Here is a 20,875-nt window from a genome sequence, read left to right as displayed (position 1 = left end):
CACGCCTCGGGCACCGGGCTCCGGCTCCGTGTTCCTCGACGGTGCCGGCGGTCACGTCCCGTCCGGGGCATTCCGACTCGCCGCCTTCGGGGAGAAGGCGGGTACACGGCTGCGGGTCAGTACCGGATTTCCACCGGTTTCCCCCCGTACGGGCATGATGACGACCCGCTTACTGTACCGGCCCGTACGCGCTGCTCACGGAGGGTGTGAGCGGCCTCGCACCGGTCCGTGCGGGCGGGCGACCGGCGTCCCGTCACCCGGCGGGCGCCGGCGTCCCGATCAACCCGCACACCGTCTCGATGTCGATCTTCACCTGGGCGATCGAGGACCGCCCCGACAGCCAGGTGATCAGCGCCGAGTGCCAGGTGTGCTCGATCACCCGGACCGCCGAGCGCTGGGCCGGCGTCGGGTGCCCCGTCCCCATCGCGTCCAGGACGATCGCGGTCGTCAGCCGGGAGACCTCGTCCACCTCGGCGCTCACCCCCCGGTCCGCGAAGATCAGCGCCCGCACCATCGCGTCGGCGAGCTGCGGCTCCCGCTGGAGCGCCCGGAAGGCCCGCATCAGGGTCTCCGCGACCCGCTCCGCCGGGTCCGCGCCCGCCGGGGGCCGCCTGCGCAGCGTCGTGTGCAGGTGCCGGAGCTGGTCCTGCATCACCGCGACGAGCAGGTGGATCTTCGACGGGAAGTAGCGGTACAGCGTGCCCAGGGCCACGCCCGCCTCCTCGGCGACCTCCCGCATCTGCACGGCGTCGAACCCGCCCCGCGACGCGAGCCGCGTGCTGGCGTCCAGGATGCGCCGCCGCCGCGCCTCCTGGCGCTCCGTGAGGGGCGCGGCGGCGCCGTGGTCCGCCCTGTTGTCTGCGGTCATGGGGTCCCGTTCCGTGCGGTGGGGAGCGACAGTATGGCGGCGGCGCCGCCGTGGCGCGAATCACCCGCTCCGGATCTCACCGCGGTGCTACCTGCCGGTAGATTCTGTCCTTCCCGGACGACCTGACGACGGCCGAGTCTGTAACTTGTTCTAGATTAACGCCAGCGGTTACGCTCCGGCGAAACGCACGCTCGAAGGGGGCCGCGCATGACCGCCGAGGCCGTAGAGACAGGCCCCCGACAGGCCGTCACCGACCCCGGTGACAGCCCCCGAGTTCTCGGCCGTGCCCGAACAGGGGAGACCTCCACGTTGCGGATCGCTCTCCTCACGTACAAGGGGAACCCCTTCTGCGGGGGCCAGGGCGTCTACGTCCGGCACCTCTCCCGCGAGCTCGCCCGCCTCGGCCACACCGTCGAGGTCATCGGCTCCCAGCCGTACCCCACGCTCGACGAGGGCGTGCCGCTCACCGAGATCTCCAGCCTCGACCTCTACCGCTCCCCGGACCCCTTCCGGACCCCGAAGCGCGACGAGTACCGCGACTGGATCGACGCCCTGGAAGTCGCCACCATGTGGACCGGCGGCTTCCCCGAGCCGCTCACCTTCTCCCTGCGGGCCCGGCGCATGCTCGCCGCCCGCCGCGGCGACTTCGACGTCGTCCACGACAACCAGACCCTCGGGTACGGGCTCCTCGGCGGCCCGCGCGCGCTCGGCGCGCCCCTCGTCACCACGATCCACCACCCCATCACCGTCGACCGCGGCCTCGAACTCGACGCCGCCGACGGCTGGAAGCGCCGCCTCTCGGTCCGCCGCTGGTACGCCTTCACCACGATGCAGAAGCGGGTCGCCCGCCGCCTGCCGTCCGTGCTCACCGTCTCCGGCACCTCCCGCCAGGAGATCGTCGAGCACCTCGGCGTGCGCGAGGACCGCGTCCGGGTCGTCCACATCGGCGCCGACACCGACCTCTGGTCCCCGGACCCCTCGGTCGCCGAGGTCCCCGGCCGGATCGTCACCACCTCCAGCGCCGACGTCCCCCTCAAGGGCCTGATCCACCTGATCGAGGCGCTCGCCAAGCTCCGCACCGAGAACCCCGACGCGCACCTCGTCGTCGTCGGCAAGCGCGCCGAGGACGGCCCCGTGGCCCGGGCCATCGAGCGGTACGGCCTCGAAGGCGCCGTCGAGTTCGTCAAGGGCATCAGCGACGCCGAGCTCGTCGACCTCGTCCGCTCCGCCCAGGTCTCCTGCGTGCCCTCGCTGTACGAGGGGTTCTCGCTGCCCGCCGCCGAGGCCATGGCCACCGGCACCCCGCTCGTCGCCACCACCGGCGGCGCGATCCCCGAGGTCGCGGGCCCCGACGGCGAGACCTGCCTCGCGGTGCCGCCCGGCGACGCCGGCGCGCTCGCCGCCGCCCTCAGCCGGGTCCTCGGCGACCCGGAGCTGCGCGCCCGGCTCGGCGCCGCCGGACGGGACCGGGTCCTGGACCGCTTCACCTGGGCCCGCGCGGCCCTGGGCACGGCCGAGCTGTACCGCGAGGCGATCGCCCGCCGGGGCGCCGCCTCCCCGGGCCCCCGCCGGTGACCACCGCGCACGCGCCCGAACCGTACGACCTCCACCCGCACCGCCCCCGTCCCGACCGCGAAGGCAGGCCCTCGTGCTGACCGTCGACTTCACCCGCTTCCCGCTCGCCCCCGGCGACCGCGTGCTCGACCTGGGCTGCGGTGCGGGCCGGCACGCCTTCGAGTGCTACCGGCGCGGCGCCCGGGTGGTGGCCCTCGACCAGAACGCCGAGGAGATCCGCGAGGTCGCCAAGTGGTTCGCGGCCATGAAGGAGGCCGGGGAGGCCCCGGCCGGCGCCACCGCGACCGCGATGGAGGGCGACGCCCTCAACCTGCCCTTCCCCGACGAGTCCTTCGACGTCGTCATCATCTCCGAGGTCATGGAGCACATCCCGGACGACAAGGGCGTCCTCGCCGAGATGGTCCGCGTCCTCAAGCCGGGCGGCCGGATCGCCGTCACCGTCCCCCGCTACGGCCCCGAGAAGGTCTGCTGGACGCTCTCCGACGCGTACCACGAGGTCGAGGGCGGCCACATCCGCATCTACAAGGCCGACGAACTCCTCGGCAAGATCCGGCAGGCCGGCCTCAGGCCGTACGGCACCCACCACGCGCACGCGCTGCACTCGCCGTACTGGTGGCTCAAGTGCGCTTTCGGAGTCGACAACGACAAGGCGCTGCCGGTCCGGGCGTACCACAAGCTCCTGGTCTGGGACATCATGAAGAAGCCCGCCCTGACCCGGGTCGCCGAGCAGCTCCTCAACCCGGTCGTCGGCAAGAGCTTCGTGGCCTACGCGACCAAGCCGCACCTCCCGAAGGCCGATGCCGAGTGACGAGCCCCGAGCGGATCGCCGAGCACCTCGTCCTGCCCGGGGTGCTCACCGCCGAGCAGGCCGCCGAGACCGTCGCCGGGATACTCGCCGTCCAGCGCGAGGACGGTGCGATCCCCTGGTTCCGCGGCCACCACCTCGACCCCTGGGACCACATCGAGGCCGCCATGGCCCTGGACGCGGCCGGCGAGCATGCCGCCGCCGCCCGCGCCTACGAGTGGCTCGCCCGGCACCAGAACGCCGACGGCTCCTGGTACGCCGCCTACCACGACGGCGACCCGGAGCGGATCACCGACCGGAGCCGGGAGACCAACTTCGTCGCGTACATAGCGGTCGGCGTCTGGCACCACCACCTGTCCACCGGCGACGACGCCTTCCTCGACCGGATGTGGCCCGTCGTCTACGCGGCCGTCGAGTTCGTCCTCGGACTCCAGCAGCCCGGCGGCCAGATCGGCTGGAAGCGCGAGCCGTCCGGCGAGCCCGTCGCCGACGCCCTCCTCACCGGCAGCTCCTCGATCCACCAGGCCCTGCGCTGCGCCCTCGCCGTCGCAGAGGCCCGCGAGGAACCGCAGCCGGACTGGGAGCTGGCGGCCGGGGCCCTCGGCCACGCGATCCGCCGCCACCCCGAGCGCTTCCTCGACAAGTCCCGCTACTCGATGGACTGGTACTACCCGGTCCTCGGCGGCGCCGTCACCGGCGAGGAGGCGCGGGCCCGGATCGACGCGTCCTGGGACGCGTTCGTCGTGCCCGGCCTCGGTGTCCGCTGTGTGCTCCCCAACCCGTGGGTCACCGGCGGCGAGAGCTGCGAACTCGCCCTCGCCCTCTGGGCGGTGGGGGAGTCCGACCGGGCCCTCACCATCCTCCAGGACATCCAGCACCTGCGGGCCGCGAACGGCATGTACTGGACGGGGTACGTCTTCGAGGGCGACACGGACGCCGACAAGGCGATGTGGCCCGAGGAGCAGACGAGCTGGACCGCCGGGTCCCTGCTGCTCGCGGTGGCCGCGCTCGGCGGCGAGGAGGCCACGGTCGCCGTCTTCGGCGGCGAACGCCTCCCGTCCGGCCTCGAACCGGACTGCTGCGGGGACCTCACCCCCTGAGGGGCCCGAAGGACCCGAAGGACCGGTACCCGTACGGAGTCGCCCCGGTGGCGCCCGTACGGGCCCGGGGCGAGGCTGGCGCCACAGCCCCCAGGGAGGTCCTGCCGTGCCCGGAACCCTTACGCGCGGAGCCGTGGCGCTGCCGCTGTGCTGCGCCCTGCTCCTGACCACCGCCGCCTGCGGCGACGACGGCGGGCAGAGCGCGAGCGCCTCCGCGAACCCCTCGGCGTCCCCGGCCCCGTCGGGCAGCGCCGAGCGGCAGAAGCTGGCCAAGACCCGGTTCGTCGCCAACGCCGGTCTGGCCGCGGGCGCCACGTACCAGTGGATCGTGAAGCCGTACCGGGCGGGCACGTTCAAGAAGGGCGCGGACGGGCGCACCTTCGCCCTGGTGAAGGCCGGTCTCGCGGGCGCCTTCGCCTACAACCGGCTCAAGGCGGCGACGGAGAACGCCAAGGGCGACCCGCTGCTCTCCAAGGCGGTCGCGCCGCTCACCGCCGGGATCGACTCGCTCAAGGACCTCGGCACCAAGTTCCGCAAGGGCGAGGTGGGCGAGGGGGACGTCGGCGCCTTCGAGAGCGTGATCAACAGCGTCAAGGAGGCGGGCAGGAGCGCGGGCGCGGAGGTCAAGGACCAGGTGCCCAGCACGTCCCAGCTCGGGGGCTGAGCCCCGGGAACGACGACGGCCCCCGTCCGGACCGAGGATCCGGACGGGGGCCGCGCGCCGCGTGCGGGACCGGTCAGCCGCGCTGGATGCCGGTGGTGTCCTGGAGGACGCCGCGGCGCCCGTCCTGCGTCTGCGCCACCAGGGCCTGGCCGCGCTGCTCGACCGCCAGGTACCAGGTGCCGGGCGCCAGCTCGGCGATCGGGGCCTGTCCGCCGTCCTCCGCGTACAGCGGACGGGCGACCGGGACCGCGAACCAGAACGGGGCGAAGTCCGAGGCCGGCTGCGCCGGGGCCTGCTGCGGCTCGGGCTGCTTCGGGGCCTGCGGCTGGGCCTGCGGCTGGGACTGCGGGGCGGGGGCCTGCGCGCCGAACGGGTGGCCGGTGCCGTGCGAGGCGTCGTGCGCGCCCCCGTAGGGCTGCTGCTGCGCGCCCGGGTAGCCGTAACCGCCGGGGACGCCCTGCGGGCCGGGCTGGCCCGGCTGCATGCCGTACGGCTGCGGGGTCTGCGGACGCGGCGCACCCACCAGCGGGGCCTGGAGGGCCGGGACCAGCGGACCGGCGACCGCGGCGGCGGCGAGGACCAGGGAGGCGATCAGGCCGAGGATCAGACCGGCGCCGGCGTTGGTCGCCTCGAAGATCCACATGAGCAGGGTCCACGCGGAGGCGATGGTGAACGCGGCACCGACCTGACCGAGCTCCAGACCCGCCACCTTGCGCTGCTGCGGCAGGGCGCGGGAGGCGACGACGAGGGCGGCGCCGACGATGCCCAGGAAGAAGGAGCCCCAGCCGAGCGGCGACGCCTCCCACGAGTTCGGGCTGTCGATCTGGTCGCAGATCGACGCCGGGCCGTCGCAGCTCGAAATGCCGAGGAACGAGGCGATGAACAGCACCACCGCTGCGCCGATCAGCACGCCATCGCCTCGGGTGAGGGAGCGGATATTCACGTGAGAAGTCCTTCGTCGGGTCGTCGTCGCGTCGGTCGTCGTCGCGACGGGTGGCGCTCAAGTCATGGCAGGGGGGCGGCCCCCTCGTACGGAGAATCTATCGCCCGCCGGTTCTACCCCCGGAGGTAGGTGGCGATGCCGTCCGCGATCCCCTGCGCCGCTTTCTGCCGCCACACCGCCGACGCGAGGAGCTGCGCGTCCTTCGGATCACGCATATTGCCGCATTCGACGAACACCTTGGGGACGGTTGAGAGATTGAGTCCGCCGAGATCATCCCGTACGTCCAACCCCGTACCTCCGCCGAGGTAGTTGGCGGGCGCGGTGCCGGTGGCGCGGGCGAACCGGTCCGCGATCCGTTCGCCCAGCTCACGGGAGGGGCCGACGATCTTCGCGGTGTCGGCGGCGCCCTCCCGCACGCGTGCGGGGAGGATCACATGGAATCCGCGGTGCCCGGCGGCCGAACCGTCCGCGTGGACGGAGACGACGGCGTCGGCGCGCGCCTCGTTGCCGATCCGCGCCCGCTCGTCGATGCACGGGCCCCAGGGACGGTCGGCGTCGTGGGTGAACACCACCTTCGCCCCGCGCGCGGTGAGCAGGTCCCGCAGCCGGTGCGAGACGTCCAGGGTGAAGGAGGCCTCGGTGTACCCGTCGTTCGTCGACGTGCCCGTGGTGTCGCACTCCTTGCGGTTCGTCCCGATGTTCACCTTCTGGTCGATCTCCTCGGAGTGCCGGAAGTTCCCGGGGTTGTGACCGGGGTCGACGACGACGGTCCGCCCGGCGAGGGAACGGTTCTCCGGCACCGAGGGGGCTGTGGAGGGAGTGCGGCTCGGCTGCGGGGTGCTCCGGGTCGCCGACTGCTCCGGGCCCTTCCCGGACGGCGGGCCGGCCGGGTCCGGGGTGGCACCGCACCCGGCGAGCGCGGCGCAGCAGCCCGTGGCGGCGAGGACGAGGGCGAGGGGACGGCGGGCGGTCTTCCGGTGGTCGTTCGGCACCCCGCGACTTTAGGCCTTGCGCGGGGCGAAATCCCGCAGGGGCCCGCACCGGCTACGTACCGGGTTGGTCACCGCCGGGGAAGAACGGTGGACGCGTGTGCCGGGACGGTGAAGGGTAGTCATGAGAGGCGACGGTGGGGTGCCACCGCGCATGGACCCACGAGGGGGACCGTGGTGGGGGAAGAACCGAACGACGCACGTCCCGAGCCGGCCGACAGGATCCCGGGAGGGGACGCCTTAGACCGCTCGAACCAGAACCAGGACCGGGGCCGGAGCGCTCCGGACCCGCGTACGGCTCCGGCGCCGGAGGCGCCGCCCTGGGCCCCGGTGCCCCCGGCGGACCGGACCCCGGAGACCCCGGCCGCTCCGCCCCCGCCGGCGCAGCCGCCCGCCACGCCCACGCTCGCCTTCGGCCCGCCCCCGGCGGCCTCCGGGCAGGGCTCCGACCGGGCTTCCGGCGAGCCCTCCGGCGCGGTGCCCGTCGGCGCGGGCGCCGCCGCGCCCGGATACGGATACCCCCGGTCCGGCCCCGCGACCGCGCCCGGCTACGGGCCGCCGCCGGGCTACGGACCGCCGGGCTACGGACCTCCTGGGTACGGCCCGCCGCCCGGGGACGGGCCGCCCGCGCAGCCGCCCGGCCCGGCGAACCCGGCGCAGGCCGCCGCGATCGCCCTGCTCAACCTCTCCGGCCTCGGCCTGGGATACGTGCTCCTGCGCCACTGGGTCGGCGCCGCGCTCTGCTGGCTCGCCACCGCCGCCCTCCTGGTGGTCGCGCTGCCCGCCGACGTCGACGGCGTGCCCGTCGGCGTCCTCGTCGGGTACGGCGTCCTGCTGCTCGTCGCCGCGGCCGACGGCTTCCGGCGCGGGCTGCGCGCGACCCTCCGGACCGGCGCGGCCCTCCGGCGCCTGGCGCTGCCGCTCGCCCTGGTGCTGCTCGCCGTGCCCGCCGGAGGCTCCCTCGCGTACGGCGCGGCCCGCGAGGAGGCGAGGGAGGAGGCCCTGCTCGCCCGCCTCACCGTCGCCGACGAGCGGGTGAAGTCCGGCGAGGGGCTCCTCTTCGAGCGGGCCGAGCCCCTCTACCGCCTGGCGCTCGCCACCTACCAGGACCTCGGCACGAAGCACGCGGGCTCGCGGGCCGGGAAGCTGGTCCCCGCGCGCCTCGACGCGTACTACGCGCAGCTCTCCGCCCCGTACGCGAAGAAGGACCACTGCAAGGCGGTCGCGCCGCTCAAGCACCTGCGGGGCCTGGCCGGGACGGTCGACAAGGACCTCCTCGGCACCCGGCCGGCCAAGGCGGACGAGCCGCTGGCCGAGTCGCTCTACGGGTGCGGGACGGCCGCGCTCGGCGTGCAGTCCGCCGAACCGGCCGCCGAGGTGAGCCTGAACGAACTCCTCGACACCTTCCCGAAGTCGGCCCAGGCGACCCGCGTCGAGCCCGCCGTCCGCGAGGCCATCAAGACGCGGTCGGCCGCCGTCGACGGCGGCGGCGCGCCCTGCGGGACCGTCGTCGAACTGCGCACGCTCCGCGGCTCCGTGGACGCGCTGCCGGACGCCGTCTTCGCGCAGGCCGCGCGGGAGACCGCGGCGGCCGTCGAGAAGGGCGACTTCGCCTGCGGGACCTCGCAGTTCCGCGCCAAGGAGTTCGACGACGCGGCCACGACGATGACCCAGTTCGCCAAGGACCACCCGAACAGCCCGAAGGCCGCGCACGCGCGCTCGATCGCCATCGCGGCCGAGATAGCGGACGAGGAGCCCGAGGCGGGCAAGGGCCTGCCCCCGGCGGCGGCCCCCGGCGGCAGCCGGATGGTCATGGTGGTGAGCAACGACGGCCCCGGCTCGGTCGAGCTGCTCTACACGGGACCGACGACCGGCAAGGTCACGCTGAACGCGTGCGCGACCTGCACGAAGTACCCGAGCTCGGTCTTCCTGGACCCGAAGAAGATCAAGGCGTGCACCGGCCCGTCCTCGAAGTACCCCAAGGCGACGCTGCTGCTGCCCGCCGGCACCTACCACTTCCTCCAGAAGCGGGCCGGCACGGGCACGACGACGGTCGGGGACACCAAGATCAGCAAGACGAAGATCGAGCCGAACTACAGCTACACGAACTGCCTGTACGTGACGTCCGGTTTCTGAGGCACCCGGCGGCCGCCCTTCTTCCACGAGGGGCGGCCGTCGCCCGTTCCCGCCTCAGCGGCGGCGCAGCACCCGCAGCGAGTCGGTCACCGAGACCTCCTCGAAGTCGCCCGACTCCAGGGCGCGGAGGTAGATCCGGTACGGGGCCTGGCCGCCGTCCTCCGGATCCGGGAAGACGTCGTGGATGACGAGCAGACCGCCGGGGGTGACCTTGGGGGCCCAGCCCTCGTAGTCGTTCACGGCGTGCTCGTCGGTGTGCCCGCCGTCGACGAACACGAGGCCGAGCTGCCCGGCCCACACCTTCGCCACCTGCGGGGAGCGCCCGACGACCGCGATCACGTGCTCCTCCAGGCCCGCTTTGCGCAGGGTCCGCCGGAAGGTCGGCAGGGTGTCCATGAGCCCCACCTCGGGGTCCACCACGGTCGGGTCGTGGTACTCCCACCCGGGCTGCTGCTCCTCGCTGCCCCGGTGGTGGTCCACGGTGACCGCGACCGTCCCCGCCCGCCGGGCCGCGTCCGCGAGCAGGACCGTGGACCGCCCGCAGTACGTCCCGACCTCCAGGAGCGGCAGCCCCAGCTTCGCGGCCTCGGTGGCAGCCCCGTACAGCGCGAGCCCCTCCCCGACGGGCATGAAGCCCTTCGCGGCCTCGAAGGCGGCAAGGATCTCGGGGCTGGGCTCGGACATGGTGGCTCCTACTGGCGAGTACGGCGGTACGGGCGCCCATCGTGCCCTACGCGTCGCACTCGAACCACACCGTCTTCCCGCCGGCCCGCTCCTCGACCCCCCACCGGTCCGTCACGGCCTCCACCAGGACGAGCCCCCGCCCGCCCTCGTCCAGCTCCCCGCCCGCCTTCGCGACCACGGTCCCGGGCACCCCGTCCGCCACCTCCACCCGCAGCCCGTACGGCTCCCGCAGGATCAGCACGGAACACCGGCGGCCCGGCACGTGCCGGACGACGTTCGCGACCAGCTCGGTGAGCGCGAGGGTCGCGGAGTCGGACAATCGGACGAGTTCCCAGCGCGTGAGGAACATGTGCAGGATGCGGCGCATGTGACCGGCGGAGTGCTCACCGACGGTGAAGCCCATGCGGTAACTCGACGCAAGTTCCGCAGGGTAGAGGTCTGTTGCCTGATTCATGCCCCCAGGATGGTCCCGCTTCGTTACGCTCGGCTACGGCCCGAACACAACGCCTCGTCGCGTCGATCTGGGGGGTGACCTCGCCGTGGTCAACATCCGCAACCTCGATCCCAGCGCCTCGCCGCTGGACTACTACGGAGCGGAATTACGCCGTCTGAGGGAGGAGGCAGGACTGAACCAGTCGCAACTCGGTGACGTCGTCTACTGCACGGGCTCGCTGATCGGCCAGATAGAGACGGCGAAGAAGGTCCCGACGCGGCGGTTCTCGGAACAACTCGACGCGGCGTTGATGACGGGCGGGACGTTCTCACGGCTTGTGGGGCTGGTGCTGAAGAGCCAGTTGCCCGCGTGGTTCCAGCCGTACGCGGACATGGAGGCGCGGGCGACGTACCTCTGCACTTTCCAGGACCAGGTGGTGTACGGCCTGCTCCAGACGGACGCGTACGCCCGAGCGGTCCTGGGTGCCAGGACCGAGGACGGCCTCGACGCCAAGGTCGCGGCCCGCATCGATCGGCAGCGCATCCTGGACCGCGAAACTCCGCCCCTGCTCTGGGTCATCCTGAGCGAGGCGGTACTGCACCAGGAGATCGGCGGGCGCGAGGTGATGCGAGAACAACTCGCCCACCTGTTACGCATGCAGGAGAGGGAGTGGGTGAAGATCCAGATCCTCCCGTTCGATTCTGGAGCGCACGCGGGCCTGATGGGCTCCTTCACCCTGCTGCGCTTCGAGGACGACCCGGACCTTGTCTATACCGAGGACTTCGTCCAGGGCCATATGACCGCCGATTCAGCCGCGTTCAGGGAGGGGTCACTCCGTTACGATCATCTACGGGCCGCCGCTCTCTCGGTGGAGAAGTCGGTCCAACTGATCACCCGCGTCATGGAGGAACGATATGGGGACCGACCAGAATCTGACGGGCGCCCGCTGGCGTAAGTCCTCGTACAGCGGCGACAACGGCGGCGAGTGCGTCGAGGTCGCCGACCTCACCGCCCACGTCGCCGTGCGCGACTCCAAGAACCCCGAAGGCCCCGCCTTCCTCGCCGCCCCGGCCGCCTTCGCGGCCTTCGTGGGCGCCGCCGCCGAGGGGCGTCTCGGCCGCTGACCGTGGCGACCCTCATAGGAATGGTGATCCTCGCCCTGGCGCTACCGACCTGGGCGGGGATCACGTACGCGGGCCTCGTCCGGGCCCGCAGGGGCGACGAACCGCCCTGGCTCTGGGCGCCCCGCCCCGCTCGTACCGCTGCCAAGAAGGCCGCCTGGATCGCCGCGCTCGCGTACCTCGCGGGCGGCGCACTGCACCTCTACGGCCTCTCGTACATGCCGTTCCTCTTCCCGGAAGACGCCTGCTACTTCAAGGCGGGGATGAAGACCTATCCGGACCACAGCAGCGCACTTCCCGTCAGCCTGGTGTGCCGGGGCATGGAGATCGTCCCGTGGTGGGTCAACCCGGGGCTCCTGGTTCTCGGAGGGACCGCCGTCGCCGCGACCGTCACGAGCGTGGTGCTCACGGTCATGCGTCGGCGGCGCGGGTCCCGCTGAGAGGCGCCCGGCGTCAGAGGTCCAGGGCATGCCCCGTCGTCGCGTCGACGTGGGACGGGACCTCGTCGTGGCGGTCGCCGACCGTGGACGTGCCCGTGGGCTCGAACATGAGGATCGAGGCGCCGTCGGGGGAGGACGGGCGGTGCTCGGTGCCGCGCGGGACGGTGAAGACGGAGCCGCGGGGGAGGCGGACCGTGCGCTCGCCGGCGGGCTCGCGCAGGGCGATGCGCAGCTCGCCGTCGAGGACGAGGAAGAACTCGTCGGTGTCGTCGTGGGCGTGCCAGACGTGCTCGCCCCGGACCTTCGCCACGCGGACGTCGTAGTCGTTGACGCGGGTGGCGACGCGAGGGCTCCAGAGGGCGTCGAAGGAGGCCAGGGCGGTGGCGAGGGAGAGGGGTTCGGCGGTCATGGACCGATCCTCGGCCGTGGCGCGGTCCCGGCGCGAGTGCTGGGAATCGCACATGCCGCAAGGATCCTCGCAGCCGCGTCCGGCCACGCCGCTCCACCGGGTCGTCGTGATCGTCGACGCGCACTCCAACCCCTTCGAGCTCGGCTGTGCCACGGAGGTCTTCGGGCTGCGCAGGCCGGAGCTGGGGGAGGGGCGGGAGCTGCTGTACGACTTCCGGCTCTGCTCGCCGGATCCGGACACCCTCATGCGGGACGGCTTCTTCACCCTCACCGGGGTCGCCGGGCTGGAGGCGGCGGACGGGGCGGACACGGTGATCGTGCCGAACCGGCCCGACGTGGAGATGCCGCGCCGCCCGGACGTGCTCGACGCGGTACGGCGGGCGCACGCGCGCGGGGCCCGGCTGGTCGGCTTCTGCAGCGGGGCCTTCACGCTCGCGGAGGCGGGGGTGCTCGACGGGCGGCGGGCCACCGCGCACTGGCAGTGGGCGGACTCCTTCCGGCGGCGGTTCCCGGCAGTACGGTTCGAGGAGGACGTGCTGTTCGTGGACGACGGGGACGTCCTGACGGCGGCGGGGAGCTCGGCGGCGCTCGACCTCGGGCTGCACGTCGTCCGGCGCGACCACGGCGCGGAGACCGCGAACGCGGTCAGTCGGCGCCTGGTCTTCGCGGCCCACCGGGACGGCGGACAGAAGCAGTTCGTCGAGCGCCCCGTACCGGACGTGCCCGACGCGTCGCTCGCGCCGGTCCTCGCGTGGGCGCAGGAGCGGCTCGACCGGCCGCTGGCCGTCGCGGACCTGGCGGACCGGGCCGCCGTCAGCCCGGCGACCCTGCACCGCCGCTTCCGGTCGGAACTGGGCACGACGCCACTGGCGTGGCTGACGGGCGAACGGGTCGCCCTGGCCTGCCGGTTGATCGAACGGGGCGAGGTCCGTCTCGACGCGGTCGCGCGGGGGAGCGGCCTGGGCACGGCGGCGAACCTGCGGACCCTGATGCGGCGCGAGACGGGCCTCACGCCGACGGAGTACCGCCACCGCTACGGGCCCGTCCCGCTCCCGTCCGGAGTGACCGGGGCACGGGTCCGGCCGGCCACGCGCGGCCGCACCGGGCACGAACGCGACGAGGGGGCCGCATGAGCGGCGGGTCTGCCGGGCGGGTCGCGGAGGCCGCCGCCGGCATGGCGGGGCCGGAGTCACGCGGTGCGCCCGACGGCCGAGCACGGGGGCCGGCCGGCCCTCACGCTCCCGCCAGAACCGCCCGCAGCCCCCGTACCCCCGCCTTCCACTCCTCCCCGTCCGACTCCTCCCACAACTCCAGCAGCTCGGAAGGCTCGACGAGCACACGGTCCAGGGCCGCCACGGCCTCCGGACGGAGCTCGGCCGGGAGGACGGGCAGGGGCTCCTTCGGGCCGTACGACGTCGTGACCGGCTCCCCGCCGGGGCACTGCGCCGCGAGCAGGGCCGCCGAGGCGATCGCCTCCACCGCCACGTCCGCGTCCAGGTACGCGCCACCGGTGCCGACCACCTCCCGGAAGGCACCGCGCAACACCTCCGCCTTCCTCTCCACCGGTGCCTCGTCCACCCGGTAGGAGAAGTCGGCGGCGGTGTCGTTGTCGAAGGGGCCGATGTCCCAGGTGCCCATGGCGTACTCGCTCTCTCCGTCGTCCGGGTTCGTGACGATCGTGGCAGCCCCCACTGACAACGGGCGGTCCGCTCAGTCCTCGACGCCCAGGTCGGCGCGCATCGCCTTCTTCATCGCGCCCACGTAGGGCCAGACGTCCTGGTGGAGTTCGGCCTCCATCGTCCCCAGTTCGGCCGCGTGGGCGGCGGGGTCGGCCGCGTACTTCCTGAGCTTTCCGTAGGCCGCGTTCAAGCGCGTCTTGGCCGCGCTGGCGGGGCGCGAGACGACGTCGGGGACGATCATCTGGGACTCCGCGTAGCTCTCCCGGTAGGCCACCCTGGCCGCCTCCAGGTTCTCCAGGGACGCGGTGACGTCCTCACCGCGCGCCAGTGCGTGGAGGTGGTTGGTCATCTCCGTCAGGTACTGGCGCGCGGCGGTGTTCAGCGTGATGTAGCAGGCGCGCCGGCGCTCCAGGCTCTCGCGCTGCCCTTGCAGGGCCCGCTCCGCCCGGAGCAGCTCCTCGGCGTGGTCGCGTTCCTCGCGCCGCTGGTCGGCGGCGGCCTGCAGCTCCATGCGTTTGGTGCGGTCCGCGCGGACCTGCGTCAGGAGCGCGGCTCCCAGCGTTCCCGCCACGCCGACCACCGCGATCAACAGTGCCGACCAGCTCGCGCCCATGTTCCCTCCCGTGTACGGCCCGGTCCCCGCGACGATGCTGTCACAAGGGGGACCGGCTCAGGCGCGGTGGCCGGGCCAGTGGGGGTCCTCCCAGCGGGCGGGGCCGGTCAGACCCATGAGTCTGACGCGGTGGAGCAGGTCCTCGTGGACGCCCGAGGGGCCGAGCCGGACGGGGGCGTGGCGGACGAACCAGGCGGTGAGTTCGGTCCGGAAGAGCTCCTCGTTCTCCTCCTCCCAGGTGTGCCAGGGGAGTTCGTCGCCCAGCAGTTCGTGGTTCCAGTGCTCGGCGGCCTCGGCCAGGTGCCGGTCGGCCACGTCCTCGTCGAGCGCCTCCCAGACCGCGAGCCACGGGCCGAGCGTGCCGGACGCCTCCGCGCACAACGCGAGGAGTTCGTGGACGGGGACGACGGGGTCCGAGTCGGTGAGGGCGTGGGCCCACCAGGCGTGCAGGAACTCCCGCACGGCCTCCGCCTGCCGCCCGGGCCACCGCCACCACTCGCCCCGGACGATCGCCCGTCCCACCTCGTGCATGCCGAACAGGGGCTCCACCCGGCCGGCGACGAGCACCCCGGCGAACTGGGGCAGGATGCGGCGCAGCACCGCGCCCTGGTCGCTCCAGTCGGGAGCCGTCCACGTGCGGTGCAGGAGGTCCGGGTCGAGCACGACGTCCGGGACCTTCAGGAGCGCCAGTTCCTCCTCGCCGCCCCAGTGGCAGTCGCACTGGACCTCGTCGCTCCGGGCGGTCATGCCGCGGAAGGTGACGGCCAGGCCGTCCAGGGCGCGGTCGAGGCGGATGCGTGGGGGAGTCTCGTCGACGTCCATCGGTGTCGGGACCGCCTTGCCGGTACTCCGGGCGGCTTCCGCCGGCCGAAGATTCCCACCCTACCGGCCCCGGACGCCGTCGTTCGCGGGGGAATGCGGGCGGACGGTGGCGGGGCGGTCCGGACGCGGGTCCCGTGGGCCGGGACCGGGATCGGGCCACGGCCGTAGGACCCACGGCGTATGTACGGGGCCGAAGGCCTCTGCGACCATGACCGTCATGCCGCAGACCGACTCCGCCACCAGTACGTCCCCCGTCGTCCCTCCCGCACCCGCGCCCCGCGCCTGGGCGGTCGTCCTGGTCGCCTGCGCGGGGCAGTTCCTCGTGGTGCTCGACGTCTCCGTCGTGAACGTGGCGCTGCCGTCGCTGCGGGCCGACCTCGGGCTCTCGGGACTCGGTCTCCAGTGGGTCCTCAACGCGTACTCGATCGCCTTCGCCGGGTTCATGCTGCTCGGCGGGCGGGCCGCCGACCTCTACGGGCGCAAGGCGATGTTCCTGCTCGGGCTCGTGGTGTTCACCGCCGGGTCCGTCGCGGGCGGCCTCGCGCAGGAGGGCTGGCAGCTCGTCGCCGGGCGCGCCGTGCAGGGGCTCGGCGCCGCCGTCCTGTCGCCCGCCACCCTGACCCTGGTCACCGGCGCGGTCGCCCCCGGGCCCGCCCGGAGCCGGGCCATCGGCACCTGGACGGCGGTCGGCGCGGCCGGCGGCGCGGCGGGCGGCTTTGTCGGCGGCCTCCTCGTCGACCTGCTGTCCTGGCGCTGGGTCCTCCTCGTCAACGTCCCCATAGGCGCGCTCGTCCTCACCGGCGCTCTCCTCTGGCTCCGCGAGAGCCGCCCCGGCACCGGCCGCCGCCTCGACCTGCCGGGCGCGATCCTGGTCACCGGCGGGCTCGCCACCCTCGCGTACGGCATCGTCCAGACCGAGGAGGCGGGCTGGGGCGACCCGAAGACCCTCCTGACGCTCCTCGGCGCGCTCGTCCTGCTCGCCGCCTTCGTCGCGGTCGAGGCCCGCACGCCGGCCCCCCTGATGCCGCTGAAGATCTTCCGCACGCGGACGGTGTCGGCGGCCAACACCGCGATCCTGCTGTTCGGTTCGAGCTCCTTCGGCATGTGGTTCTTCATGACGGTGTACGCGCAGAACGTCCTCGGCTACACCCCGCTCCAGGCCGGTCTCGCGCTCGTGCCCAGCTCCCTCAGCGTCGTCCTGGGCTCCAAGCTCGCGCCCCGCCTGATGCCGGCCCTCGGCGCCCGGACCGTCGCCGTCATCGGCGCGCTCGTCGCCGCCTCCGGCTTCGCCTGGCAGTCCACGATGCAGGTCGACGGCACCTTCCTGACGACGATCCTGGGCCCCGGCATCCTCATGATGGGCGGCATCGGCCTGGCCACCACCCCGCTGGCCACCCTCGCCACCTCCAGCGCCGCCCCCGGCGACGCGGGCCTCGTCTCCGGCCTCGTCAACACCTCCCGCACCATGGGCGGCGCCCTCGGCCTCGCGACCCTCTCCACCGTCGCCGCCGCCGTCACCGGCCCGGTCCACGGCATCCCGGACCCGGCCGCCCTGACCTCGGGCTACGCGACGGCCTTCCGCGTCTCGGCGTCGGTCCTGCTCGGCGCGACCCTCCTGATGCTGCTGTGGCTGCCGAAGGAGGCGTCCAAGCGCTAGGGGTGCCGTCCGGCGGCGGATCATGGCCGGGCCCGTCCGACGGACACGCCCCGGGGGACCCCGCCGATCACACCGGGCGGCGACCGGGCGACGACGCAGGCCAGGCGACGTCGTCGATCGCGAGCCACGGCGCGACGGCCACCGCCGAGGGCGTGAGGCCGGTGAACTCCCCTACCTCGCGGTGGAGATGGGACTGGTCGGCGTAACCGCTCCCGGCGGCGACGTCGGCGGCGGCGTGCCCCGCCGCGAGGAGACGGGCGGCGCGGTCGAACCGCACCAGCCGGGCGGCCCGCTTGGGCGTGACCCCGAGCTGGGAGCGGAAGCGGACCGACAGGCGCTTGCGGCTCCAGCCGACCTCGTCCGCGAGGCCGTCGACCCTCACCCGCCCCCGGCGGCCGAACGTCCGCCGCCAGGCGTGGGCGACCTCCGGATCGACCCGGGGGCCGGCACCGAGCCTCCGGCCGAGGACGTCCGCCGCGAGCGCGAACCGCTCGTCCCACGACCCGGCGGCGCGCAGCCCCTCCTCGAACCGCTCGGCGTCACGGCCCCAGACGTCGGCGAGGGACACCACTGCCCCGCCCGATCCGGCCGACCCCCCGAACACCGAAGCCGCCACGACCGGCTCCAGCCGGATCTGGAGGCACTCGCCGGCCCGGCCGCCCATCCGGAGGTCACCGGGGAGGAGCCCGACGACGACACTGCCGCGCCCGTGCCGGTCCCGCCCGTGGTGGACGAGCCCCCTCTCCTCGCTCAGGTCGACGAGCAGGGTGACGGCGGGGTGCGCGACCATCGCGATGTCCACGGGCGCGGAGACGCCGTGGCGGAAGCCGGCCATGCCGACCCCCGGCGTCCGGAGCGGGGCGCGCGGGACCACGACGTCCACGCGTGTCCAGTCGAGCGGTGCTTCCGTCGGCCGCATGGGACCAGCCTAGGGCGGGGTGTCCGTGCCCGGTGCCGTGAAGCCCAGCAGCAGTGCGGCGGTTCCGCCGGGTTCTTCGAGCATGGGCAGGTGCCCGACGCCGGGCAGCGTCTCGATTCGCGCGCCCGGCACCGCCTCGTACCGGTGTGCCGACGACGGCTCCCAGCGGGGGTCGGCACCGCCGAAGACCACCAGCAGGGGCACTCCGAGGGCGGCGAGGCGCTCGGGCACGCTCCGTTCGGCGATGTAGGCGGTGCCGCACCGCAGCACCGCCCTGGTCGTGCGGTACGTGCCGCGCCGCAGGTCGGCGACCATGGCGTCCGGGATCTCCACCGGGCGGGCGGCCGTCGCGCCGATCCCCCTGCGGATCATCGCGTCCGAACGCCCCGCCCACAGGAGCGGGCCGAGGGGCGGGGCCAGCAGGGCCCGCAGGAGGAGCGGCTGCGGGAGCAGCGCGTCGGGGGCCGGGCCTGAGCCGATCAGCGCGAGCGACCCCACCAGGTCGGGGCGCCGTTCGGCGAGCGCGGTGGCGACGTAACCGCCGCTGGAGTGACCGGCCACGGCGACGGCGCGCAGGCCGAGGCCGTCAAGGACCGCCGCCACCCGGTCCACCTGCGCGGGCACGTCGTAGGACGGCGCGGGCGGGGACTGGCCGCAGCCCGGGAGGTCGACCCGGACGACGTGGTGGCGGCGGGCGAGCGCGGGGACCAGGGGGCCCCACAGGGCGCCCGAGGCCCCCGATCCGTGGATCAGCAGCAGTGGGGGCGCCTGCCTCGGGCCGTCGTGGACCACGTGCAGTCCGTGGGCGCGCCCGGTGTCGTGTTCACCCGTGAGTTCGCTCATGGGGGGAGGATGCGCGGACCGCCGCCCGCCGGTCTTGTACGTATGTCCGCGCGGAGCGGCTGAACGCCGGCTTTGGACGTATGTCCGCGCGGAGCCGCCCGCCGGTCCCGTAGGCACGTCCGCGCGGAGCCGCTGGATGCCGCGGCCTCGTACGCGTGCCCCGCGCGGAGCCGCTGGACGCCGGCCTCGTACGCGTGCCCCGCGCCGCTCAGAGCCAGCCCTGCTGCCGGGCCGCCCTCACCGCCTCCATGCGGTTGCGGGTGCCCGTCTTGCCGATCGCGGAGGAGAGGTAGTTGCGGACCGTGGACTCCGAGAGGTGGAGCGCGGCCGCGATGTCCGCGATCGTCGCGCCGTCCACCGAGGCCGCAAGGGCGTCCCGTTCGCGGGCCGTCAGGGGGTTCGGGCCCGCGCCGAGGGCCGCCGCCGCGAGGGCCGGGTCGACGACCGTCTCGCCCCGCAGGACCTTGCGGACCGCCTCGGCCAGTTCCTCCACCGGCCCGTCCTTCACCAGGAACCCGGCCGCCCCCGCCTCCATCGCCCGCCGCAGATAGCCCGGCCGGCCGAACGTCGTCAGGATGAGGACCCGGCAGTCCGGCACCTCGTCCCGCAGGTCCGCCGCCGCGTCGAGGCCCGAACGCCCCGGCAGCTCGATGTCGAGCAGCGCCACGTCCGGCCGCGCCACCAGCGCCGCGTCCACGATCCCGTCGCCCCGCCCGACCTGCGCGACCACTTCGATGTCCGGCTCCATGCCGAGCAGCAGGGCCAGCGCCCCGCGCATCATCCCCTGGTCCTCGGCGAGCAGGACTCTCACGGACTTTCCCGGGCGGTGGTCCCTCGGCATCTCGCTCACGGGAACCAGGGTAGGGCGCGCGGAGACCGGGTCATGGCGGGCACGCCCCGGGGACGCCCCGATCGCCGTCGGCGCGCGTCAGTCCCTCAGCAGCGGTCGGCCCGTGCCTCCCCGGGGCCGGAACTCGGCTCCGCCTCCGCCCCCGACCTCGTCCCCGGCTCCGACCCGGCGGGTTCCACGGGGAGTTCCGCGACGACCCCGAACCCGCCGCCCGGGACCGGTCCCGACTCCAGGGTGCCGCCCGCCGCCGCGAGCCGCTCGCGCAGGCCGCGCAGACCGCTGCCGGGGGCGTGCGCGGGGCCGGCGGCCCCTGACCCGGGCCCGCCGCTCCGCCCGTCGTCGGTGACGGTCAGGCGGGCCCGGTCGGCCGAGCCGGAGATCTCGACGACGCAGCGGGACGCCCCGCTGTGCCGCACCGCGTTCGTCACGGACTCCCGCACCACCCAGCCGAACAGCGCCTCCGCCGCCGGTTCCAGGAGCGGGCCCGAGCGGCGCACGACCGGCTCGATGCCCGCCGAGGAGAGCGCGTCGCGCGCCCGGTCCAGCTCGGCCGCCAGACTGCCCTCCCGGTAGCCGGTCACCGCCTCCCGTATCTCCGTCAGCGCCTGGCGGCCCACCGACTCGATGTCCGCGACCTGCGCCAGCGCCGCGTCCAGGTCGTGCGGGGCGAGCCGCCGGGCGGCCTCCGACTTCACCACGACCACCGAGAGCGTGTGGCCCAGCAGGTCGTGGAGGTCGCGCGAGAACCGCAGCCGCTCCTTCTCCACCGCCGTCCGCGCCAGCTCCTCCCGGGTCGCCCGCAGCTGCCGGACCGTCTCGTTCAGGGCGAGGATCGCCGCCGTCACCATCACCGAGACGAACGTCCCGTACACGACCCCGAACGAGTCCCAGCCGTCCCGCCAGAACGCCACCACCACCACCCCGGCGACCAGCGGGAAGGCGATCCGGGGCAGCAGCCTCCCGCGCCGCACCACCGCCCCGACCGCCAGGCCCAGGAGCGGGAAGAGCAGCAGCCACTCCCGGCCGTAGCCGATCGCGAGCCCGAAGGTGAGCGCCACGAGCGCGCCGAGCAGCCACCAGGTCAGCGGCGCCTCCCGGACGCGCGGGTCGAAGGCGCGCAGCACGATCGTGATGTACAGGATGGTGACGGCGAGCAGGCCCAGGCAGCCGATCCACGGGTTCGGCGCCTCGCCGCCGATGAGGTGCGAGAGCGCGCCCAGGCCCATGAGGAGCCAGGGGAGCAGGCTGAGCCCGCTCGGCCCCCGCTCGCGCAGCCGCTCCATCCGCCGCCGCCAGACCTCCATCGCCGCCCCCGTGTCCCCTCGT

At 74.2% G+C, this 20,875-nt stretch carries 23 protein-coding genes and 1 riboswitch; of the genes, 10 read left to right on the top strand and 13 right to left on the bottom strand.

What is annotated here, in order from left to right; translation table 11 throughout:
* Positions 1 to 65 precede the first annotated feature (65 nt).
* A riboswitch (cobalamin riboswitch) is annotated at positions 66 to 144 on the bottom strand.
* 109 nt (positions 145 to 253) lie between these two features.
* The gene (locus AB0398_RS16480) at positions 254 to 868 is read right to left on the bottom strand and encodes a TetR family transcriptional regulator (RefSeq protein WP_366375632.1); all 615 of its coding nucleotides are present in this window, start codon (positions 866 to 868) and stop codon (positions 254 to 256) included.
* Positions 869 to 1,075: 207 nt separating this feature from the next.
* On the opposite strand from AB0398_RS16480, the gene AB0398_RS16475 reads away from it, so the two are divergent.
* From AB0398_RS16475 to AB0398_RS16460, 4 genes are all read left to right on the top strand, one after another.
* Complete coding sequence (locus tag AB0398_RS16475) at positions 1,076 to 2,443, top strand: glycosyltransferase family 4 protein (RefSeq protein ID WP_366375630.1); 1,368 nt, start codon at positions 1,076 to 1,078, stop codon at positions 2,441 to 2,443.
* Between the two features lie 73 nt (positions 2,444 to 2,516).
* Positions 2,517 to 3,251 carry a class I SAM-dependent methyltransferase gene (locus AB0398_RS16470; RefSeq protein ID WP_366375628.1) on the top strand — a complete coding sequence of 245 codons (735 nt, stop codon included), beginning with the start codon at positions 2,517 to 2,519 and terminating at the stop codon, positions 3,249 to 3,251.
* Entirely contained in the window at positions 3,248 to 4,348 is a 1,101-nt protein-coding gene (locus AB0398_RS16465; RefSeq protein ID WP_366375627.1) for a prenyltransferase, read from the top strand. The genes AB0398_RS16470 and AB0398_RS16465 overlap by 4 nt, the downstream gene beginning before the upstream one ends.
* A gap of 106 nt (positions 4,349 to 4,454) precedes the next feature.
* Positions 4,455 to 5,012, top strand: a complete 558-nt coding sequence (locus AB0398_RS16460) for a hypothetical protein (RefSeq protein WP_366375625.1) — start codon at positions 4,455 to 4,457, stop codon at positions 5,010 to 5,012.
* 73 nt (positions 5,013 to 5,085) lie between these two features.
* On the opposite strand, the gene AB0398_RS16455 is transcribed toward AB0398_RS16460, so the two are convergent.
* Positions 5,086 to 5,955, bottom strand: coding sequence for a DUF5336 domain-containing protein (locus AB0398_RS16455; protein ID WP_366375623.1), 870 nt, complete (start codon positions 5,953 to 5,955; stop codon positions 5,086 to 5,088).
* A gap of 113 nt (positions 5,956 to 6,068) precedes the next feature.
* The gene (locus tag AB0398_RS16450) at positions 6,069 to 6,947 is read right to left on the bottom strand and encodes an N-acetylmuramoyl-L-alanine amidase (protein WP_366375621.1); all 879 of its coding nucleotides are present in this window, start codon (positions 6,945 to 6,947) and stop codon (positions 6,069 to 6,071) included.
* Between the two features lie 327 nt (positions 6,948 to 7,274).
* Here AB0398_RS16450 and AB0398_RS16445 point away from each other — a divergent pair, with 327 nt between their 5' ends.
* A complete protein-coding gene (locus tag AB0398_RS16445; protein ID WP_366375619.1) occupies positions 7,275 to 9,080 on the top strand; it encodes a hypothetical protein in 1,806 nt (601 codons plus the stop codon).
* A 54-nt stretch (positions 9,081 to 9,134) separates the two neighbouring features.
* Here the strand turns inward: AB0398_RS16445 and AB0398_RS16440 are convergent, their stop codons facing one another.
* Together AB0398_RS16440 and AB0398_RS16435 are read right to left on the bottom strand one after the other, a co-directional pair.
* Positions 9,135 to 9,764 (bottom strand): class I SAM-dependent methyltransferase, encoded by a 630-nt coding sequence (locus tag AB0398_RS16440; RefSeq protein ID WP_366375617.1) that lies wholly within the window; start codon positions 9,762 to 9,764, stop codon positions 9,135 to 9,137.
* A gap of 46 nt (positions 9,765 to 9,810) precedes the next feature.
* Positions 9,811 to 10,218: an ATP-binding protein gene (locus AB0398_RS16435; protein WP_366375615.1), complete on the bottom strand. Its 408-nt coding sequence runs from the start codon at positions 10,216 to 10,218 to the stop codon at positions 9,811 to 9,813.
* A gap of 85 nt (positions 10,219 to 10,303) precedes the next feature.
* Here AB0398_RS16435 and AB0398_RS16430 point away from each other — a divergent pair, with 85 nt between their 5' ends.
* From AB0398_RS16430 to AB0398_RS16420, 3 genes are read left to right on the top strand one after another with little or no spacing between them, the layout of a single operon-like run.
* Positions 10,304 to 11,152 (top strand): helix-turn-helix transcriptional regulator, encoded by an 849-nt coding sequence (locus AB0398_RS16430; RefSeq protein WP_366375613.1) that lies wholly within the window; start codon positions 10,304 to 10,306, stop codon positions 11,150 to 11,152.
* Positions 11,112 to 11,321 (top strand): DUF397 domain-containing protein, encoded by a 210-nt coding sequence (locus tag AB0398_RS16425; protein ID WP_366375611.1) that lies wholly within the window; start codon positions 11,112 to 11,114, stop codon positions 11,319 to 11,321. The genes AB0398_RS16430 and AB0398_RS16425 overlap by 41 nt, the downstream gene beginning before the upstream one ends.
* Before the next feature lie 20 nt (positions 11,322 to 11,341).
* On the top strand, positions 11,342 to 11,758 hold the full coding sequence (locus AB0398_RS16420; protein WP_366375609.1) for a hypothetical protein: 417 nt from the start codon (positions 11,342 to 11,344) through the stop codon (positions 11,756 to 11,758).
* A gap of 13 nt (positions 11,759 to 11,771) precedes the next feature.
* On the opposite strand, the gene AB0398_RS16415 is transcribed toward AB0398_RS16420, so the two are convergent.
* Positions 11,772 to 12,167, bottom strand: coding sequence for a cupin domain-containing protein (locus AB0398_RS16415; protein WP_366375607.1), 396 nt, complete (start codon positions 12,165 to 12,167; stop codon positions 11,772 to 11,774).
* A gap of 52 nt (positions 12,168 to 12,219) precedes the next feature.
* Here AB0398_RS16415 and AB0398_RS16410 point away from each other — a divergent pair, with 52 nt between their 5' ends.
* On the top strand, positions 12,220 to 13,299 hold the full coding sequence (locus tag AB0398_RS16410) for a helix-turn-helix domain-containing protein (protein ID WP_366375605.1): 1,080 nt from the start codon (positions 12,220 to 12,222) through the stop codon (positions 13,297 to 13,299).
* Between the two features lie 100 nt (positions 13,300 to 13,399).
* Here AB0398_RS16410 and AB0398_RS16405 read toward each other — a convergent pair whose 3' ends face one another.
* From AB0398_RS16405 to AB0398_RS16395, 3 genes are all read right to left on the bottom strand, one after another.
* Entirely contained in the window at positions 13,400 to 13,804 is a 405-nt protein-coding gene (locus AB0398_RS16405) for a DUF4259 domain-containing protein (protein ID WP_366375880.1), read from the bottom strand.
* A gap of 72 nt (positions 13,805 to 13,876) precedes the next feature.
* Positions 13,877 to 14,458 (bottom strand): hypothetical protein, encoded by a 582-nt coding sequence (locus tag AB0398_RS16400; RefSeq protein WP_366375603.1) that lies wholly within the window; start codon positions 14,456 to 14,458, stop codon positions 13,877 to 13,879.
* Between the two features lie 57 nt (positions 14,459 to 14,515).
* Positions 14,516 to 15,280, bottom strand: coding sequence for a hypothetical protein (locus AB0398_RS16395; protein ID WP_366375601.1), 765 nt, complete (start codon positions 15,278 to 15,280; stop codon positions 14,516 to 14,518).
* 208 nt (positions 15,281 to 15,488) lie between these two features.
* On the opposite strand from AB0398_RS16395, the gene AB0398_RS16390 reads away from it, so the two are divergent.
* The gene (locus tag AB0398_RS16390) at positions 15,489 to 16,937 is read left to right on the top strand and encodes an MFS transporter (RefSeq protein ID WP_366375600.1); all 1,449 of its coding nucleotides are present in this window, start codon (positions 15,489 to 15,491) and stop codon (positions 16,935 to 16,937) included.
* Positions 16,938 to 17,004: 67 nt separating this feature from the next.
* On the opposite strand, the gene AB0398_RS16385 is transcribed toward AB0398_RS16390, so the two are convergent.
* The 4 genes from AB0398_RS16385 to AB0398_RS16370 all read right to left on the bottom strand — a co-directional run bounded on the left by AB0398_RS16385 (position 17,005) and on the right by AB0398_RS16370 (position 20,853).
* Complete coding sequence (locus tag AB0398_RS16385; RefSeq protein WP_366375598.1) at positions 17,005 to 17,856, bottom strand: helix-turn-helix domain-containing protein; 852 nt, start codon at positions 17,854 to 17,856, stop codon at positions 17,005 to 17,007.
* A 9-nt stretch (positions 17,857 to 17,865) separates the two neighbouring features.
* Positions 17,866 to 18,699: an alpha/beta hydrolase gene (locus tag AB0398_RS16380; RefSeq protein ID WP_366375596.1), complete on the bottom strand. Its 834-nt coding sequence runs from the start codon at positions 18,697 to 18,699 to the stop codon at positions 17,866 to 17,868.
* A gap of 208 nt (positions 18,700 to 18,907) precedes the next feature.
* Entirely contained in the window at positions 18,908 to 19,540 is a 633-nt protein-coding gene (locus AB0398_RS16375) for a response regulator transcription factor (RefSeq protein WP_366375878.1), read from the bottom strand.
* A 95-nt stretch (positions 19,541 to 19,635) separates the two neighbouring features.
* The gene (locus AB0398_RS16370) at positions 19,636 to 20,853 is read right to left on the bottom strand and encodes a histidine kinase (RefSeq protein ID WP_366375876.1); all 1,218 of its coding nucleotides are present in this window, start codon (positions 20,851 to 20,853) and stop codon (positions 19,636 to 19,638) included.
* Positions 20,854 to 20,875 lie beyond the last annotated feature (22 nt).

Origin of the sequence: Streptomyces sp. NPDC086147, assembly GCF_040702165.1 — a bacterium.
In the GTDB taxonomy this organism is placed as follows: Bacteria; Actinomycetota; Actinomycetes; order Streptomycetales; family Streptomycetaceae; genus Streptomyces.
The sequence above is the reverse complement of the archived record's forward strand: the minus strand, read 5'-3'. Positions and strand labels throughout refer to the sequence as shown.

Coding starts and splice junctions, on each gene's coding strand:
- AB0398_RS16480 (WP_366375632.1), bottom strand. CDS start 868: ATGACCGCAGACAACAGGGCGGACCACGGCGCCGCCGCGCCCCTCACG.
- AB0398_RS16475 (WP_366375630.1), top strand. CDS start 1,076: ATGACCGCCGAGGCCGTAGAGACAGGCCCCCGACAGGCCGTCACCGAC.
- AB0398_RS16440 (WP_366375617.1), bottom strand. CDS start 9,764: ATGTCCGAGCCCAGCCCCGAGATCCTTGCCGCCTTCGAGGCCGCGAAG.
- AB0398_RS16435 (WP_366375615.1), bottom strand. CDS start 10,218: ATGAATCAGGCAACAGACCTCTACCCTGCGGAACTTGCGTCGAGTTAC.
- AB0398_RS16425 (WP_366375611.1), top strand. CDS start 11,112: ATGGGGACCGACCAGAATCTGACGGGCGCCCGCTGGCGTAAGTCCTCG.
- AB0398_RS16420 (WP_366375609.1), top strand. CDS start 11,342: ATGGTGATCCTCGCCCTGGCGCTACCGACCTGGGCGGGGATCACGTAC.
- AB0398_RS16415 (WP_366375607.1), bottom strand. CDS start 12,167: ATGACCGCCGAACCCCTCTCCCTCGCCACCGCCCTGGCCTCCTTCGAC.
- AB0398_RS16410 (WP_366375605.1), top strand. CDS start 12,220: ATGCCGCAAGGATCCTCGCAGCCGCGTCCGGCCACGCCGCTCCACCGG.
- AB0398_RS16405 (WP_366375880.1), bottom strand. CDS start 13,804: ATGGGCACCTGGGACATCGGCCCCTTCGACAACGACACCGCCGCCGAC.
- AB0398_RS16400 (WP_366375603.1), bottom strand. CDS start 14,458: ATGGGCGCGAGCTGGTCGGCACTGTTGATCGCGGTGGTCGGCGTGGCG.
- AB0398_RS16395 (WP_366375601.1), bottom strand. CDS start 15,280: ATGGACGTCGACGAGACTCCCCCACGCATCCGCCTCGACCGCGCCCTG.
- AB0398_RS16390 (WP_366375600.1), top strand. CDS start 15,489: ATGACCGTCATGCCGCAGACCGACTCCGCCACCAGTACGTCCCCCGTC.
- AB0398_RS16385 (WP_366375598.1), bottom strand. CDS start 17,856: ATGCGGCCGACGGAAGCACCGCTCGACTGGACACGCGTGGACGTCGTG.
- AB0398_RS16380 (WP_366375596.1), bottom strand. CDS start 18,699: ATGAGCGAACTCACGGGTGAACACGACACCGGGCGCGCCCACGGACTG.
- AB0398_RS16375 (WP_366375878.1), bottom strand. CDS start 19,540: ATGCCGAGGGACCACCGCCCGGGAAAGTCCGTGAGAGTCCTGCTCGCC.
- AB0398_RS16370 (WP_366375876.1), bottom strand. CDS start 20,853: ATGGAGGTCTGGCGGCGGCGGATGGAGCGGCTGCGCGAGCGGGGGCCG.